General features: G+C 38.1%; 13 protein-coding genes. 7 read left to right on the forward strand and 6 right to left on the reverse strand.

Annotated features, from left to right (window positions below):
• Positions 1–9: 9 nt before the first annotated feature.
• The 4 genes from ACSLUO_RS00965 (at position 10) to ACSLUO_RS00980 (ending at position 1,688) form a co-directional block, all read left to right on the forward strand.
• A complete protein-coding gene (locus ACSLUO_RS00965) occupies positions 10–654 on the forward strand; it encodes an RHS repeat domain-containing protein (protein ID WP_527241806.1) in 645 nt (214 codons plus the stop codon).
• Between the two features lie 126 nt (positions 655–780).
• Positions 781–1,014 (forward strand): hypothetical protein, encoded by a 234-nt coding sequence (locus ACSLUO_RS00970; protein WP_448245445.1) that lies wholly within the window; start codon positions 781–783, stop codon positions 1,012–1,014.
• A 117-nt stretch (positions 1,015–1,131) separates the two neighbouring features.
• Positions 1,132–1,398: a type II toxin-antitoxin system Phd/YefM family antitoxin gene (locus ACSLUO_RS00975; RefSeq protein WP_448245446.1), complete on the forward strand. Its 267-nt coding sequence runs from the start codon at positions 1,132–1,134 to the stop codon at positions 1,396–1,398.
• Between the two features lie 2 nt (positions 1,399–1,400).
• The gene (locus ACSLUO_RS00980; protein WP_448245447.1) at positions 1,401–1,688 is read left to right on the forward strand and encodes a type II toxin-antitoxin system RelE/ParE family toxin; all 288 of its coding nucleotides are present in this window, start codon (positions 1,401–1,403) and stop codon (positions 1,686–1,688) included.
• Between the two features lie 530 nt (positions 1,689–2,218).
• On the opposite strand, the gene ACSLUO_RS00985 is transcribed toward ACSLUO_RS00980, so the two are convergent.
• Together ACSLUO_RS00985 and ACSLUO_RS00990 are read right to left on the reverse strand one after the other, a co-directional pair.
• On the reverse strand, positions 2,219–3,292 hold the full coding sequence (locus ACSLUO_RS00985) for a helix-turn-helix transcriptional regulator (RefSeq protein ID WP_448245448.1): 1,074 nt from the start codon (positions 3,290–3,292) through the stop codon (positions 2,219–2,221).
• Positions 3,292–4,164: a GGDEF domain-containing protein gene (locus ACSLUO_RS00990; protein ID WP_448245449.1), complete on the reverse strand. Its 873-nt coding sequence runs from the start codon at positions 4,162–4,164 to the stop codon at positions 3,292–3,294. Before ACSLUO_RS00990 ends, ACSLUO_RS00985 begins: the two co-directional genes overlap by 1 nt.
• Positions 4,165–4,552: 388 nt before the next feature.
• Here ACSLUO_RS00990 and ACSLUO_RS00995 point away from each other — a divergent pair, with 388 nt between their 5' ends.
• The 3 genes from ACSLUO_RS00995 (at position 4,553) to ACSLUO_RS01005 (ending at position 10,779) form a co-directional block, all read left to right on the forward strand.
• Positions 4,553–7,351, forward strand: a complete 2,799-nt coding sequence (locus tag ACSLUO_RS00995; protein WP_448245450.1) for a TonB-dependent receptor — start codon at positions 4,553–4,555, stop codon at positions 7,349–7,351.
• A 97-nt stretch (positions 7,352–7,448) separates the two neighbouring features.
• Positions 7,449–9,311: a phytase gene (locus ACSLUO_RS01000; protein ID WP_448245451.1), complete on the forward strand. Its 1,863-nt coding sequence runs from the start codon at positions 7,449–7,451 to the stop codon at positions 9,309–9,311.
• Between the two features lie 109 nt (positions 9,312–9,420).
• The gene (locus ACSLUO_RS01005; RefSeq protein WP_448245452.1) at positions 9,421–10,779 is read left to right on the forward strand and encodes an alkaline phosphatase PhoX; all 1,359 of its coding nucleotides are present in this window, start codon (positions 9,421–9,423) and stop codon (positions 10,777–10,779) included.
• Positions 10,780–10,863: 84 nt separating this feature from the next.
• On the opposite strand, the gene ACSLUO_RS01010 is transcribed toward ACSLUO_RS01005, so the two are convergent.
• The 4 genes from ACSLUO_RS01010 to ACSLUO_RS01025 form a co-directional block, all read right to left on the reverse strand.
• On the reverse strand, positions 10,864–12,924 hold the full coding sequence (locus ACSLUO_RS01010; protein ID WP_448245453.1) for a TonB-dependent siderophore receptor: 2,061 nt from the start codon (positions 12,922–12,924) through the stop codon (positions 10,864–10,866).
• 105 nt (positions 12,925–13,029) lie between these two features.
• A complete protein-coding gene (locus ACSLUO_RS01015) occupies positions 13,030–14,313 on the reverse strand; it encodes a DUF3526 domain-containing protein (RefSeq protein ID WP_448245454.1) in 1,284 nt (427 codons plus the stop codon).
• Positions 14,313–15,746, reverse strand: a complete 1,434-nt coding sequence (locus ACSLUO_RS01020) for an ABC transporter permease (RefSeq protein WP_448245455.1) — start codon at positions 15,744–15,746, stop codon at positions 14,313–14,315. The genes ACSLUO_RS01015 and ACSLUO_RS01020 overlap by 1 nt, the downstream gene beginning before the upstream one ends.
• The gene (locus ACSLUO_RS01025) at positions 15,746–16,465 is read right to left on the reverse strand and encodes an ABC transporter ATP-binding protein (protein ID WP_448245456.1); all 720 of its coding nucleotides are present in this window, start codon (positions 16,463–16,465) and stop codon (positions 15,746–15,748) included. Before ACSLUO_RS01025 ends, ACSLUO_RS01020 begins: the two co-directional genes overlap by 1 nt.
• Positions 16,466–16,658 lie beyond the last annotated feature (193 nt).

Here is a 16,658-nt window from a genome sequence, read left to right on the forward strand (position 1 = left end):
ATAAAGCTAATTTATGTCAGTAAAATCAATGTGCCTGACTACATGGTTAAAGGCGGAGTTAAATATTTATGTATCACTGATCAACTTGGTTCGCCAAGGCTAATTGTTAATGCTGATACAGGAACTGTAGTTCAAGAAATAACCTATGATGAGTTTGGTATTATCATTAGTGATACTAACCCTGGATTCCAACCGTTTGGTTTTGTGGGAGGTTTGTATGACCAAGAGGCAAAATTAACCCGTTTTGGTGCTCGAGATTATGATGCTAGTACGGGCAGGTGGACATCAAAAGATCCAATAAGGTTTGCGGGTGGGGATTCGAATATTTATGGTTATGTGTTTAGTGATCCAGTTAATTTTATAGATCCTACAGGTAAGTTCTTATTTAACATTGTTAGTGGTGCTATAGGTGCAGCTATTGGTGCTTTGGAAGCTGCGAGTAACTCTAATGCAACATTTGGTAGTATTCTTAAGGGGGCTTTGATAGGTGGAGCGACAGGCGTTGTCGGTTTAAACCCTGCAACTATGACATTATTAAAAACAGCTCTAGTAGGTGGGATTAATTATTTAGGAAATATTGCTGGTCAACTTAATAATGGAACAAAGAATTTAGATCATTCTCAGGCTATCTTGGCAGCATTACTCGGTAAGTAGTGGGATTATCGGAGATTCACTTAACAAACTTATAGTGACTAAAGGTGAAATACCTAAATATTTAAAAGAGCTTATGAGTCAATTAATAAGTGATAGGTTGCTGAAGCTAGAAGGAAAACAACAAAAATGCAAAAGTTAATTTTAGTAGTTTTAGGCATGTATTTTTTGTCTAAGGGAATTTCGGGACTTATTGACGGGTGTGTTGACAGTTTAGGGGGGAGGGCGACTTCCTCTAACTCCATGGTTTACAAAAATGATAAGCCAATACTGTTTTTTGTTACTGTTTTTGTATATTTAGGTGTTGCAGCTTTTTTAATAATCTGGCCGTTTTATAAAAGAAATGCTGATGAAAGTGAATAAGATGAATTTGCCTTATTATCCAGTTACATCGTTTTTGTCCAATTGAAATTTATAAACATTATAGTAATACTTAAATAGGTGCTGTAAACTGGTGCTAAATATGTAGAGGTGTTTATTATGCAACCTAAATTTTCTGAAGATGTAATTCCATTGTCGGATCTTAAAGTGAATCCGGGAAAAATAGTTAACCATGCCAAAGATACTCATAGGCCAGTATTAGTGACGAGTCGTGGTCGTGGTGTTGCTGTAGTACAAGGGCTTGATGAATATGAAAATACGCAAGAAGAATTAGCATTTGTTAAAGCCGTAGCAAAAGGAATGCTGGAGGTAAAAGAAGGTAAAACACAAAGCCTTGATAGCCTAAAAGCTAAGTTAGGGCTATAGCTGTGCAAATAGAGTTTACTGAATCGGCGTTTAGTGACCTTGAAGATCTTAAAGAATATTACACTGAACAGCTTGTTCCAAATGTTGGTGAAACATTTATCAAAGAGATAATCGCACATGTTGAAACAATTCCTCATAACCCTGAAATCGGGCGAATAGTTCCTGAATTCCAAGATAAAAATATCCGAGAATTAATTCATAAGCCGTTTCGGGTTGTTTATCAATTAGGCGATGATACTATTTTTATTATTAGAATATGGCGAAGTGAACGTTTATTAAACATCGATTAAAATCATAGTGTTAAATATATAACAAAAGTTAACTTATCGATCGACTCACTAATTCAATAAACCCTAGCAGCAATGTTAGGGTTTTTCTTTTTTGGGCGAGACTATTTGTCCACTCCACAGATAACAAATCCAGCGGCTTATCGGTCGATTCGATAATTTTAGTAAGCGCTTGCTTTTGCAAGCGGTTTTCTAAAATCTTTTCATATTTTCATCGCTTCAATCACAAAGTGCTGCAAGGTTAGATGTAAGGGAAATAAAATTTTAAAGACAGTAAGTTTTTGTATTATTGAAAATATTCTATAGAACCAATTTATAGTACTGTTTTTAACGATTCTTTATAGTAAGTGCCGTATTGTTTGGGGGGATATATTCATGAGATATTTCTACCCCCTCTAAATTTTAATATATTTTTTGTGCTTTTGTATAAACAGCCACATGAGAATGAGATCTATAAAATAGTTTATCAGATCCGCTTAAGCCGGTTTTTGTTGAAGTAATAAATGAACAAATATTTATCTGTAGTGGTGAAGTTAACTTGGGTGTTGATTTAAATTTTTTAAAGCTTGTGGTGTAAAACCCGTCCAACGTTTAAAAGAGCGGCGAAAATTGGTGATATCAGAAAAATTGAGGTTTTCAGCGATCTTTTCGTTATTATAATTTTGTTCAGTTAATAAGAACACTGCTTGTTGTTGTCTCACCATGTCGAATAATTGTTGATAAGTCACATTGTGTTGCTTTAGTTTTCTTTTTAACGTGGCATTACTGATTGATAAGTGGTTTGCTAACCAATCAGCATTAATTTCTTGTTTATTTCGCACTTTTTTGATCATTTGTTGCATCACATAGTGGATAAATCCTACCTTAAGTGTGATTGAAGGCACTTTTTGTTGGTAATGTTTAATCAAGTCTGCGTTTCCGTTTGCAAGTGGAAACATTAATAATCCATTATCAAACTTTATCTGTAGTGGTAAGTGATAAACTGGTTGAGTGTTAAAGGTTGATACGGCATTAGTGCTTGGTGAAAACTCAAACTTACAGGGTAAATACGCTTGATATTGCTCTATATGGCGAGGAGCAGAGTAAGGAAACTTAATGGTTAAGCGACTGAGAGGAAGTTGTTTTTGTTTAGCTATTGAGATGATTAAACTGGAGAATAACTCACAAATAAATTGATAATGGTTAATGTTTTCTATGCTAATAGCTTGATTAAAAATGAAATATTGATATTGCTCAGTACTCTCATTACGCATAAATAGAAAAGGAAAAATTTGATAATGAAAATGCCGAGCAGCGGCGATTATATCGCTTAAGTTTTCAGCATGTACTATTATCTGACCAGCCGATTCTAAATGATTTGGATAAAGTCGACTACCTAATAAAAATGCACTATCACTATGAGGTAAGTATTTACTGACATTTTCTATTACCCGAGAAAATTGCTGATGAGAAATTTTTAACTTTGGGTTGGATAAATCACTTAAAAATAATTTACTGCCTTTGAGTAATTTATCTGGCGGAATATGACGTTGCTTAGCCATATCAACTAATAATATCACCCAAAGTGGTATTGCTAGCGATTTTTCATGTTGTTCAAAGAATGGCATTAGGCACAGCACGGTTTTTTAGCTAATTGCTTTGCAGCGCTTAAATGATTATTGATGTCATACAACACTTCTTCGTAACTGTGCCAACCTCGGTACTGATGATTACAGGTGATCACTTTAGGGTAAATTGCCTCACTTGTTTGGCCATGTTTAAAGGCGAGATGTTCAATGGCACGTTTTGTTTGTTGTTCAATTTCCTTGGTTGTCACTGCCAGGGTATTGGGCATTAATACAATAAAGCGATCGCTAGCATATCGACAGGCAATATCACCATCACGAATATTCATTTGAATTAATTGCGCGACTTCTCTAAGCATTAAATCACCATGTTGATAACCATAATCATGATTAAATTGAGCGAAGTGGCGAAGATCGAACATCATTAACGAGAATGATGTTTGTTGCTTCTTTGCCTGATTAATTTCAAGCTTTATTTGCTGTTTCATGTATTCAGCACTGTATAAGCCCGTAGTAAAGTCAATCAAGCTATGTTCTCGATAAAAGCGCTCTGTTCGACTAAGTTGATGATTAATAGCCGTTTGCTCTTGGTGCCATTGATATAAAGCGATACTCATTAATACCATACCTAATGGAGCAGGTAGTGCTTCAATCGCGGTTAGCCAGTGATCGTCGGGATAAATGAAAAATTCATCGAGAAAGTCGAGTAATACCGACACGTGGGTAAATAACAAACCGATAAATAATAAATTTGTGACCCGACCCGAAGGGCGGCTAACCAGTGTGAAAAATATCCATATCAGTGTCATTAATGTAATGCCCCCTTCGCCAGCTATATCAATAAAATCGATTTCACTGGTTGGTTTTAATTGGCCAAAGGAATATGCACCAAAGCAAACGATGGCAATAGTCATCAATAAACTATTAATAAGAGTTTTGTGAAAAGGTAAAAAAGCAAAGTTCATAAAATAACTATTCAAGTAATTAGTGCTGATTAGCATAAAAATTTGTAGGGCTCAGCGGAAGGGTCATATTAGCTCACAAGAGTTACAACTTTTTTACAGCAAAGCGATAAAGTTAAATATATTCAACAATATTCCTTGAATAACCGCGAGATAATGCAAGGTTGAATTAGCTCATTCATCTTAAAAAATAATGATATTCGAGTGATATTTGATTGAAATCCGCCCGTTGATGAAGTGAGTGAAATATTACTGTCATTTTTATTGGTTAGCGTCTTCACGTTTCTTAAACCCGCGACAATAAAAATTGTCGTCAACTACAAAATGATGAGATACGAGAATGACCAAATTAACTCCGTGGAAGCAGTTTAAATACTCTGCACTAGCGATAGCTTGTGGTGCTGCTTTATTCAACACTACTGCGCTAGCGGCTGAATCTAATTTTTCTGGCCGTATAACTGACGCGTCAAATTCGGTATATTTTGAAGGTGCGAAAGTGCGCCTGATAGAGTTAGACATTACAACGATCACTGCTCGAGACGGTTCTTTCCGTTTCAGTAATGTGCCTCAAGGTACATATACGTTAGAAATAAACTATTTAGGCGCTGAAAAAGTGACTAAAAGTATTACTGTTGGTACTGATGGAGAGATTCAGCAAAGCTTTGTTATAGGTTCTGACATTCGTAGTATCGAAAATGTCATCGTATATGGTCAACGTGCAGGCCAAGCAGGTTCAATTAACCGCCAACGTAATGCCGACAATTTAATGTCAGTGGTTAGTGCTGACACCATAGGTCAGTCACCTGATCAAAATGCAGCAGAAGCGTTGCAACGCCTACCGGGTATGTCAATTCAACGTGATCAAGGTGAAGGGCGTTTTGTTGCTATTCGTGGTATCGACCCCAATTTAAATAACGTCACTATCAATGGAGTTAATGTTCCTTCGCCAGAATCAGGGGTTCGAAGTGTTGCCATGGACGTTATTCCTTCTGAGCTGATTCAAAGTTTAGAAGTGAGTAAAACGGTTACACCTGATATGGATGCTAATGCAGTTGGTGGCTCTGTTGAAGTAAAAAGCTTAAGTGCTTTTGATAAGCAAGAGCAAAGCTATAGCGCAACAATTCAAGGCTCTTACAATGAATTGATGGAAGAAAGCAGCCCTAAATTATCAGGTAGTTTCACCGATGTTTTTCAACTCTCTGGTGGTTCACAACTTGGTATTGCTAGTGCTATTTCTTGGTTTGAACGTAAGTTTGGTTCTCACAATATTGAAACAGGTAGCGGCTGGGGCGACTTTGAATACGAAGATTCAGTAACAGGAGAAGATTTTGAAACTTTTGGCGCTGAAGAAATTGAGCAACGCCATTATGCTATTACTCGTGAACGCCTTGGAATTGCCTTAAACTTTGATTTGCACACCTCTCTAACCGATAAATATTACTTACGAACCTTGTATAGTCAGTTTTCAGATGATGAGTTTAGAACCAGTAACCAATATAAATTATCTGATGGTGCCTTAGATTCTAGCTCTTATACTCAAGGTAGCGCACAATTTATTGACGCTGAAATGGAACGAGGTACGAAAGATCGTTACGAAGAACAAGAAATTTTATCGATTGTATTCGGTGGTTCAAACCAACTAAATCAATGGTTAGTTGAATACGATGTTGGTTTTTCAAAGTCACAGGAAGATGAGCCAAACCGTATTGATGTGGCTTTTGCTGGCGAAGGCTTGCTTCTTGGTTATCAATCAACAGGCGATGTGCCACGTTTAATTCAAAGTGCAGCAGCCCATGATCTCACTAATTTTGAAATTGATGAGATAGCTTATGAAAATAACCATGCTAAAGATGAAGAAATTAGCATCAAGCTCGATCTAAGTCGTGATTTTGTTTGGAATAACAACAACGGTATTTTCAAGTTTGGTTTCAAGCATCAGTCACGTGAAAAATCGAATAACGTCGATGTAACTATTTACGACGGTGGCTTTGACGAGGTAACCGCGGCTAATTTTGAAACCGCCTCTCCTCGTTATGAACTGGGAGATTTTGGCCCTAGTATTAGCCAAAGCGGGTTGTCGAGTTATGTTAATAGCAATAGGAGTCAGTTTGAAATCAACGAACTTGATACTATGATCGATTCAAACGCGGGCTCTTATATTAGTGAAGAAGATGTTACTGCTGCTTACGCGATGATCACGCTTGATATTGACAAGTGGCGGGTTATCACGGGTCTTCGTTATGAAGATACCAGTTTTGAAACTACGGGAAATCGTGTTGAGCTAATCGAAGATGGTGTTAATGATGATGAAAGCGTTAATATTACGCCATGGCGTGTCAGCAAAGATTATGCTCACTTACTACCAAGCTTAAATGTTAAATATCAAGCGTCAGAAAAACTGCTTGCTCGTTTTGCTTTTACACAAACTATTGCGCGACCAACCTTTGGCGATTCAGCTGCATATCAATTAATTGAAAGTGAAGTAACTGAAGATGATGGTGTAATTGAAACTGAACGAAAAGCTGAAGTAGGTAACCCAAATTTAGAAGCTTTTGAGTCAAACAATATTGATTTTTCAATTGAATATTACCCAGGTAATATTGGCGTTTTGTCTGCGGGCCTATTTTATAAGGATATCAGTAATTATGTTGTGCTTGCTGAAGTGCAAAATAATGGTCAGTGGGACGGTTATGAAGAGGTCTTTCAACCAATCAATGGTGGAGATGCGTCATTAACTGGTCTTGAATTAGCGTGGACAAAAAACTTTGACTCTGGATTATTTATTAGTGCAAACGGTACCTTTGTTGATACTGATAATGACTTACCAAATCAAGCTGACACATTAGCAAACTTAATGTTGGGGTATGAAAACAATAAATTCAGCGCCCGCTTAAGTACTTCATACAAAAGTGAAAGCTTCCAGTTTGTCGACAATGATTCATCTGTTTATGAAGACACCCATACTCAAGTCGACTTCACGGCTAAATATTACTTTAGCGAAACCATGCAAGTGTATTTTAACGCCGTCAATATAACCGACGAACCTTTATATATTTACCATGGCGATAGGGCATACAACTATCAATATGAAGAATATGGCGCGTCGTTTGAGTTAGGTTTTACCATTAACTCGTTGTAATAAGTAATGGCTAGCAAGGTAAATGTTATGTTTGCCTTGCTGTTGAATGAGTAAGAGAAATAACGTAATGAATATGAATTTTAAGGCAATTTGGCTAGTGAGTTTTCTAGTCCTTATATCGCCATTTTTTAGTTATGCCAATGTTAAACAAGTCGCGATATCAATAGATATCGAATTTTTACAATTAGTGCCTAATGCTGTTGAGGGTAACCGTCAGCAAATTGCTGTTAGCGAATCCCAAGGTATTAAGCTATTGAATGAAGATTTGGTGGTTGTTGCACAGATACAACAACCAGCTGAACATCTAGATTATCGTCAATTGCCCAATGCGCTAAATAAAGGTGTGATCACCACTTTAGACACAAATACGGGGGAATTGTTATTCATTGAAATTGATCATAAAGAGCAACAGCTTGATATTAAGCAGCGATTTAAACCCAAAAATAGTGCGATTGATGCTTTATGTTTAAGTGCTGCGTCACATGGCATTGACATATTCACGGTTGATGTTTTAGGTCAGGTTGTTCACTACAACGTGTATCAAGCAAGAAATCAGGTTTGGCAATTAACTGAAATAACACGCTTTCCCGTTGGACCAAATGTGAAATCTTGTGCGGTTAGCGAAAACGCTGAATCACTTTATATCGTCGAAGAAAATATTGGTATCTGGCGATACTCTAGCAACCCAGAGCATGAGCGTACTCGCGAGCTTATTCAATTGGAAAAAGGATTAGAAGTTGAATATGTAGATACTACTGAACAAGGTGATGTTGCTATTGTTTCTCCAGATAAAAATGTTGTGTGGTTATGGGATCAAGCAAGCAAGCAATTAACGCAAGAAAAATTACCAAAAAATGTCGCACCTAAAACAGTTCAAGTTACTCGTATGGGCGATACGCTTGTCACGAACCTTTATGATGACAACAGCAAAAGAATTTTGAGTGTTCAAATTGAGCAAGTAGGTGATACCGATTTTCCTCAAGCAGAGCCAGTAGAAAGTTTATTGCCTTATGGCCAAACTGAGTCAGTATTAAGTTTTGGTGATGCAGCAGATGATCCTGAAATATGGGTAAACAAACAAACACCTGAAGCTAGCTTGGTATACACAACAGATAAAAAATATGGTCTGAATGTGTATGATTTATCAGGAAAATTAGTGACAAGCTTACCTGTAGGTCGTATTAACAACATCGATATTCGATATGATGTTATGGTTAATGGCAAAAGTTTTGATATTGCCGCGGCGAGCAATCGTACTTCTAAAAGTATCAGTGTATTTGCTATTGATAAAATAACCGGCTTACCGACACACCTTACGAATATAAAAACAGATTTAACAGACCCTTATGGTTTTTGTTTAAGTGAGCATCAACGTCAAATTACAGCATGGATAAATGATACTAATGGCCGTTTTCAACGTTACGATTTTCAGTTCAATGGTGACACAGTTACCGCAGAAAAAACGCTTGAATGGACGGTTGCTAGTCAACCTGAAGGGTGTGTTAGTGATGATGAAACCCAACGACTATTCTACGGTGAAGAAGCTAAAGGGGTATGGCTAAAACACATTGATAGCAATACACCAGATAAATTTATTGCCGGCTTACACAATGAAATTGCTGCAGATATTGAAGGTATGAGCCTATATCAATATTTGGATAAGCGTTATTTGGTGGTCTCAAGCCAGGGCAATAACCGATATTCTGTTTATGCCATTGATAATCAATATAAATATCTAGGAGTTTTTGAAGTTGGTGCTAACTGGCCAGAGATGATTGACGGTGCATCTGAAACCGACGGTTTAGCCGTTACTAGTCAATTTTTAGGGGCAGAATTACCGAACGGATTATTGGTAGTGCAAGATGGGCACAATGTTATGCCTCAAGCAGCACAAAACTTTAAATTGGTCAGTGGTAGTCTGCTAAGGGAGTGGATTGCTAAAAGAGTGCCATCGATGTAAATAATGCTATTAAGCAACTGTAGCTAATAATGTGAAAGCAGTTAATATAGTTAGCTGCTTTTTCTGCAAGTATTTTCAAAAATCATCGAGTTAAATGAGAGAATAAACAATGGTAACAAGACGAGATTTTACCTTAGGGTTAACGGCACTTGCCTTTACTGGTTTAACCGGCTGTAGCTTAGGTTCAAAATCAAACAAGCACTTCACAAAACTAAGTAAAGGTTATGGAAAACTTATTGAAGACCCAAAGGGGTTATTAGACTTGCCAGAAGGGTTTAGCTACAAAATTATCTCAGAATTCAATCAACTGATGAGTGATGGTATGGCTGTACCTGATAGGGCTGATGGTATGGGGTGCTTTCCACTTGATGAGAGTCGTGTTGTGCTTGTTCGTAACCATGAACTTAAGCCGGAACATTTAGCTAAACAACCTAAATCAATTCAGCAGCATAAAACAGCAAAAGCCTATGATACTTTTGCTAATGGAGTTGCATTACCCGGCGGCACCAGCAATCTTATTTATAATACCAAACTGCAAAAGGTTGAACGTGAATTTATTAGTCTTACTGGCACAATCCGTAATTGTTCAGGAGGTGTTACGCCTTGGGGAACTTGGTTAACTTGCGAAGAAACGCTAGCAAAAGCAGACGGCGAAATTAGCAAAGATCACGGTTATATTTTTGAAGTGCCGGCCAATGCAACAGGCTTGGTTAATGCCAAACCATTAAAAGCGATGGGACGTTTTAATCACGAAGCGGCAGCGGTTGATCCTAAAACAGGTATTGTTTATCTCACCGAAGACAAAGGTGATGGGTTATTTTATCGATTTATCCCTAATACTTATGGAAAACTTGCTGAAGGTGGCCAGCTACAAGCGCTGGTAATTAAAGATAAACCCAAGTTTGATAGTCGCAACTGGGTGAATATTAATGCTAAGTTATTTAACTGGCTTGATGCAAAATGGATTGATATTACTGATCCAGAAAGTCCAAATGATGATCTTCGCATTCAAGGTTTTGAAAAAGGTGCAGCATTGTTTGCTCGTGGTGAAGGAATACATTGGGCTGATGGTGAATTGTACTTTTGTTGTACTAACGGCGGCAATAAAAAATTCGGGCAAATTTTTCGTTATCAGCCGAATGCAACAGATAATCAAAGCGGTCGTATTCAATTGTTTTTAGAAAGTGAAGATGACTCTCTGTTTAATTTTGGTGATAACCTAACTGTAACACCACAAGGGCATTTATTAGTATGTGAAGATGCCTATACAGACACTGTTGACAATCACCTAAGAGGTGTTACACCTAATGGCGAATTATACAATTTTGCTAGATTACGCACTCAAACTGAGCCAGCTGGTGCTTGTTTTTCTCCTGATGGAAATATCTTATTTGTTAATGTGTATTCACCAACAAAAACACTAGCAATACGAGGCCCTTGGCATAAAATATTAAAAACAGATAGTTAGTTTTGATAAAAGTTAACTTATCGATCAGACTCACTAATTCAATAAACCCTAACAGCAATGTTAGGGTTTATTGAGTAGGTATATTTAAAAAGAATATTTTACACTAGCTTTAATTGAGCGTGGTGCTCCTGGCATTGTCCAAGCTTCAAAATATGAGTTTGCGTAGTATTCTTCATCTAGCAAGTTATCAATGTTGAGGTTTAATTCAATATTGTTAGTTAGCGCTACATTTGCAAATAAGTTTACAAGGGTGTGCCTTGGTAAATCGAAATCTTGTTCAAGAAAGTCACCAAGTTGAGCACCAACGTAACGAACAATAACGCCACCGCTGCCTGTATAGCCGTTAAATTCAACAAATTGGCGCACCATTAAATGACCGCTATGCTCAGGTACATTTCCTAAACGGGCACCTTCATCAATAACATACCAATCCCAAAGCGTTATTCTTTTCGCATTTTGTGCATCTACATAGGCATATGACATAGAAAATATGGTGTCAGGTGTTAAGTCATACGATAAATCGAGTTCAAAGCCTTTGCTTTCAGCTTTGCCTATTGCTGCTGTAGTACCGTTACCATTTGGGCTACTCGCAAGAATATTTTTCTTTTCGGTAGTAAACAAGGCAGCACTGCCATTAAAGCCAGTATCAGGCAGTGCCCACTTCAACCCTATTTCATAAGACTTGCTTTCTTCAGGATCGTGGCCATTGCCATCGGCATTCACACCCGAGTTAGGGCGTGCTCCCTCTGAGTAGCTAGCGTAAAGACGTGTATCATTAGACAAGCTGTAAACTAGACCAAAACGTGGATTTATGTACGATTTTGATGTGCTTGTTTGACGGTTGTTGTCTAAACGATATGTAATATCTTGCTCAAAATGGTCGTAACGTACACCGAACATGGCTTTCCAATTACTTGATAGGTCAAGTTGATCTTGAATATAAACACCTTGACCGCTTTGTTCTTCAAGATCTGAGGTATTGTTTTTCATGATTGGCAGAGTATTTCGATAAACTGGGTTGTCAAAATCTATGGCAAAAGCATCTTCACCATCAGCTTCTGCTCCTGAATGACGGTAACGTAAAATGACACGATCTAATTCGTAGTCATAAGCATCAGCGCCAATAAGCAGGTTATGTGTTATACCAAAGAGCTTTGTTGAACCACTAAATTCAAAACGTCCAGATAAATCTTCTGCGTCAAAGTTTCGGAAGCGTCGTTGACGAACAATATAATTTTCATCGGCGTCATACCAGCGGGGCTCTGATACACTACCTTCAAATGAAGACTCACGGTAGCTCAAACCAGCATTAAAATTCCATCCGTTTGATAAATTATGCTGCACTTCTAGTTGATGGCCAATTGCTTCAATGTCAACAGGACCGTCAGCGGGTTCACCGTAGAAGTTTGAATTCGAAAATGGTTTGTCTTTTACAAATACAACGCCGCGATCCATATCAGCTTCTTGATCAAGGTATTCTAATTCATAGCTAAGTACAGTGTTATCATTGATTTGATATAAAAATGAAGGTGTTAAAACAGTTTTCTTTTTTTCTACTGTATCTCGATAACTTTCTGAATCTTCATAAGCACCATTGATACGAAAAGCGAAGTCTTTCGTTAAAGTATTGGTGTAATCACCTTCTGCTCTATATGTGTTAAAACTACCGCCGGTTAACTTGATGTATCCTTGTTCATCAAATTGTGGTTTTTTAGTGGTGATATTGACGGTACCTCCTGGCTCGCCACGGCCATATAGGGCAGAACTTGGGCCTTTTAGTACATCGATAACTTCTACGTTTGAAATATCACGGTTTCCACTAAAGCCGCGACCTGCGCTGAAACCATTAATTAAATAGGCTGAAGGTAAGTTTTCGTCGCCAGCGAACCCTCGTATGGCAAACATGTCCCATAGACCACCAAAATCATTTTGTCTGGTAACACTACTAACTAATGCTAGTGAGTCTTGTAAGTTAGTAGTGCCTGTTAATTCTAATGTTTCAAATGAAATTTTAGAAACAGCTTGTGGTAGATCTTTATCCTCTACATTTCCCCTGTATGCTTGGCGTAATCCTTTTACTTCAATAACTTCGGTATCACTTTTAGCTGAACTATCTCCATCTGCAGCGTAGCTTATAACAGGCATTGATAGAGCGGCACCTATACAAAGACTTAAATGCTTTAGCCTTCGTTTGTGAAAATGACTTTTCATGTTAATTTTGGTCCTTAATCATTTATATTTGTTTTAAATTTATGGTTTTGACGGTTCATGCCATTGAGAGAACTGAGGTAATTCGCTCATGTTCTCTGCATTAAATGCCCTTTTTCCAAATAAGAGAGGGTAATAAAACTGTCTTAATGCATAGTGATAATCACGTATATTTTGCTCGTAACGCATGGCAGCATGAGTATCTGTTTCTGCGATCGACGACATCATTCTCTGTGCTAGCATTGGCGGTGAAATGATGGCGAAATAATTAGCTAATTTATCTTTTTTGAACGTTGCATTACGGTAAGCCGCTGATAATGCACTGGCTTTTTGATCGCCAACTTGCTGAAAGGCGTAGTACCATTTCCATTCAAATTGCGAGTTCATTTGGGTGCTATTTTTCAATTCAGGCTGGTGCTTTAAAAATTCATTCCATGTTGCAGAAAAGGGTAAATCCCATGCGTCATTTACCGCTTCCCGCTGCGTTAATACAATTTCACCACCATTAGGGCTATCGACCATTTCGTCAATGATAAAGTCGCTGCCAACAGGAATAACAACACTAACCAGTAACCAAATTGACAATAGCACCGATGCAATTTGTGGCGAGCTTTGTTTTATTGCCATTTTTGAAGATGTAAACCACAAAGTGAGCGCCAACCAAAATACTAGGTGGCCTATCACCACAAGTATTATTTGAACAGTAGGCATTATTGGCGCTTCAGCGATAAAAGCACCGATAACAAAAGGAGTGATAACCGCAATGGCGAGAGCTGTGCACAAAGCTATAGATCGGGATAACCACAGATATTTTTGATTGCTAGCCGTTGTGATTAATAAGTCGTAGCGTCCAGCTTCACGCTCAGAAGAACGAAGATCATGAAGTAGTAAAATCACAAAAAGTGGTAGTAATACGCTTACTAAAAAAGCGAAGTCAAAACGCCCTAAAAACGATAATTCAGGGTTAGCGGCGTCGGTTTCGTATATTTGTCCTTCAAGTGCCAACATACGAACGCGATGTTTCCATGGGTAAATATCCCGTTGCCCTAACGCTGCAAATGCAATTGATGAAGGCTTAGAATACGTTAAGTGAAAACTATAATAGGCAGCACTGCCATAATCTGACTGCTTTGCAAGTACATTGCTGCGGTCGATACTGTCTTTTTCTTGTAGCCTTTCAATGGTATTTAACTGAGCATTGGACTCGCTGATACCAGACCACACAGTAAATATAGATAACATAAAGGCAATACTAAATAGGATAAGTAAATATCGCTGTTTAGCTAGAAAACTCACTTCTCTAGAAATATCAGAAAATAATGCCATTAGCGGATTCTCCTAATGGTAAGTCGTAATGTAAGGCTTATTGCAACGATCCAAAAAAGTAGCTGACAGATATAAGGCAAGCTGCTTAATAAGCGCTTTACAGCTGAGTCGGGTTTAAATGAGAATGAAGATAATACTTGCCAATTATTCGCGTCGATTCTTGCAGCTTTATTGCTCTCATTATTTTTGCTGCGATTGATATCTGCATCGTAGGAAAGTATGTCTTGGTGTGCTTTATTCAACGATTGCACAAAGTTAAACCTAAGTTGTTCGGCTTCTCGAAGAAATCTATGATGTGTTTCTAAACTGGTACCGGAAAGAGTCATAGAGAAAGATCGTAATGCTGTCGTCGGTGTTAACCAGCCAAAGAGACGAGCAATTTTAGCTTGATCTAATTCTTCATCCATTCGTTTTTCGGCGAATGTATTAAGTACGTCGGTAAGCTTCTTCTCCGAGTATTGGGCAACAGTGCCACGAAAATTAATAGGCAAATCTTCAACTTTTTCAACATTGTATTGAGCCAGTAGATTCTTCTTGAGCTGTTCAAATGCAGGGTCTGCAGCGTTGTGTCCATCTCCTAACTTGCGTAATTCTTCTACTACGGCAAAGTCGGCTTCTAACTTGCCGGGTGATGGTGCTATTGCTGACGCACTAGAACTACCAATACGAGGAATTAAAATACAAAATAAAATCCATATTCCCACCAAAATAGCAAAGCTTTTACTACTGTTACCACTCGATGCTGAAACAGATAATACAATACCACTCCATACGGCTATGTAGATGATGTAACCAGCTACAAAGCTGCTAGTGACAAGGATTGATTCTCCGTTAAAGGTTGCCCAAATGGCAGCAATGATTAAAGGCATCAACATAAGTAATGCGCTGGTGACAAGGGCGACATATTTACCCAATATTAGGTGCCATAAATTAACACCTTGCGTGATCATGATATTGAGGGTACCGGCTTCTTTTTCTCTTGTGATGCTGGCGTAACCAATGAGAATAATAAAAAGTGGCACAAGCACTTGTAATAAAAAACTCGGTGTTAAGCTGCTAAAACGTGTCATGCCTGATGCCTGACGTTGGTCTGCAAACATTGCGCTGTTTTGTTTGTGGCCTTCGAGAAATATCGAGGTACCGGTAAAGGCATCTACGCCAGGTTCAATAATGCTTAGCGGTGAAGGAGCCCGAAATACGTAGTGCCCGTAATGCACCATTCTATGCGGGTGTCGATCAGGCTGTGCTAAAAACTGAGATTCAGAGGTGTGCTGCAGATGCTCTCGTTCGTGTGATGCCTGCTGCATTTTTATGGTATTTAACACGGCAGAAAAAATAGCCAAAAACGTGCCGATGATGATAACGGTTGCTGCTAGCCTAGTACGATGCCAAAAACGCCATTCGTCAATTGTTATTTGATTAATTACACTCATTACTTATTTCTCGCTGAAAAAGCCGCGTGCACTTTTTCAGTATCAATATTGGAATGATCACCGCGCTCAAACATCCCTACTATTTTTCCATGATCGAGTAATCCAATACGATGGGCTATTTGGCAAGCGCCATAAACGTCATGAGTCACCATAAATACTGTTGTACCTTCTGCCGCTAATGTTGCAATCAGTTGGTTAAATTCATCAATTGCGTTTGGATCTAACCCAGAAGTTGGCTCATCAAGGAATAAAATTGGCGCTTCGCGAAGCAACGCTAAAGCGATTGCCGTTTTTTGACGCATTCCTTTTGAGTAGTTAGACATGAGTTGTCGCCACGCTTTTTCTTGCAGTGCGACACGCTTCAAAGCTTGCGCAATGTCAGACTCTGTTCTTGTGATATTTGCTAGTGACAGAAAATATTTTATGTTTTCTATGCCGCTTAAGTGTCCGTATAACATGACTGATTCAGGTAGGTAAGCGACTTTACGTCGAATTATCGCAATGTCTTTTTCAACTGATAACCCCATTACACTAGCGTTACCGCTAATAGGCGTAATGGTGCCTAAAAATGTTTTTAATGTTGTGGATTTTCCTGCACCGTTACCGCCAAGTAGGGCAAATATCTCACCCTTGCCAACACTAAAGTTAACATCGTCTAGTATTGTTTGATTATTAAGGTTTACACACAGTGATGAGCCTACAATTACTTCTTCTTGCATTCTTTCTCTCTTGTTATGTTATAACTTTATTTTTGAGTTTTTAACATTAACTTACTAATTTAGTATGGTGGTGATATGTTATAACGTATCATTTGTGCTGTAAATTTAATTTGTTGATTATAGACAGTTAGACTTTGTCTAATAGGGAGGAATTGCTCTTATCTGTAGTTTTGGAGGTTTTGTTAGTGTTTTC

The organism is Thalassotalea agariperforans, from assembly GCF_053470345.1.

What these genes read in the sequence shown, in the direction of transcription:
- ACSLUO_RS00970 (WP_448245445.1), top strand. Translation starts at nt 781, where the DNA reads ATGCAAAAGTTAATTTTAGTAGTTTTAGGCATGTATTTTTTGTCTAAG.
- ACSLUO_RS00975 (WP_448245446.1), top strand. Translation starts at nt 1,132, where the DNA reads ATGCAACCTAAATTTTCTGAAGATGTAATTCCATTGTCGGATCTTAAA.
- ACSLUO_RS00985 (WP_448245448.1), bottom strand. Translation starts at nt 3,292, where the DNA reads ATGCCATTCTTTGAACAACATGAAAAATCGCTAGCAATACCACTTTGG.
- ACSLUO_RS00990 (WP_448245449.1), bottom strand. Translation starts at nt 4,164, where the DNA reads ATGACTATTGCCATCGTTTGCTTTGGTGCATATTCCTTTGGCCAATTA.
- ACSLUO_RS00995 (WP_448245450.1), top strand. Translation starts at nt 4,553, where the DNA reads ATGACCAAATTAACTCCGTGGAAGCAGTTTAAATACTCTGCACTAGCG.
- ACSLUO_RS01005 (WP_448245452.1), top strand. Translation starts at nt 9,421, where the DNA reads ATGGTAACAAGACGAGATTTTACCTTAGGGTTAACGGCACTTGCCTTT.
- ACSLUO_RS01010 (WP_448245453.1), bottom strand. Translation starts at nt 12,924, where the DNA reads ATGCCTGTTATAAGCTACGCTGCAGATGGAGATAGTTCAGCTAAAAGT.
- ACSLUO_RS01015 (WP_448245454.1), bottom strand. Translation starts at nt 14,313, where the DNA reads ATGGCATTATTTTCTGATATTTCTAGAGAAGTGAGTTTTCTAGCTAAA.
- ACSLUO_RS01020 (WP_448245455.1), bottom strand. Translation starts at nt 15,746, where the DNA reads ATGAGTGTAATTAATCAAATAACAATTGACGAATGGCGTTTTTGGCAT.
- ACSLUO_RS01025 (WP_448245456.1), bottom strand. Translation starts at nt 16,465, where the DNA reads ATGCAAGAAGAAGTAATTGTAGGCTCATCACTGTGTGTAAACCTTAAT.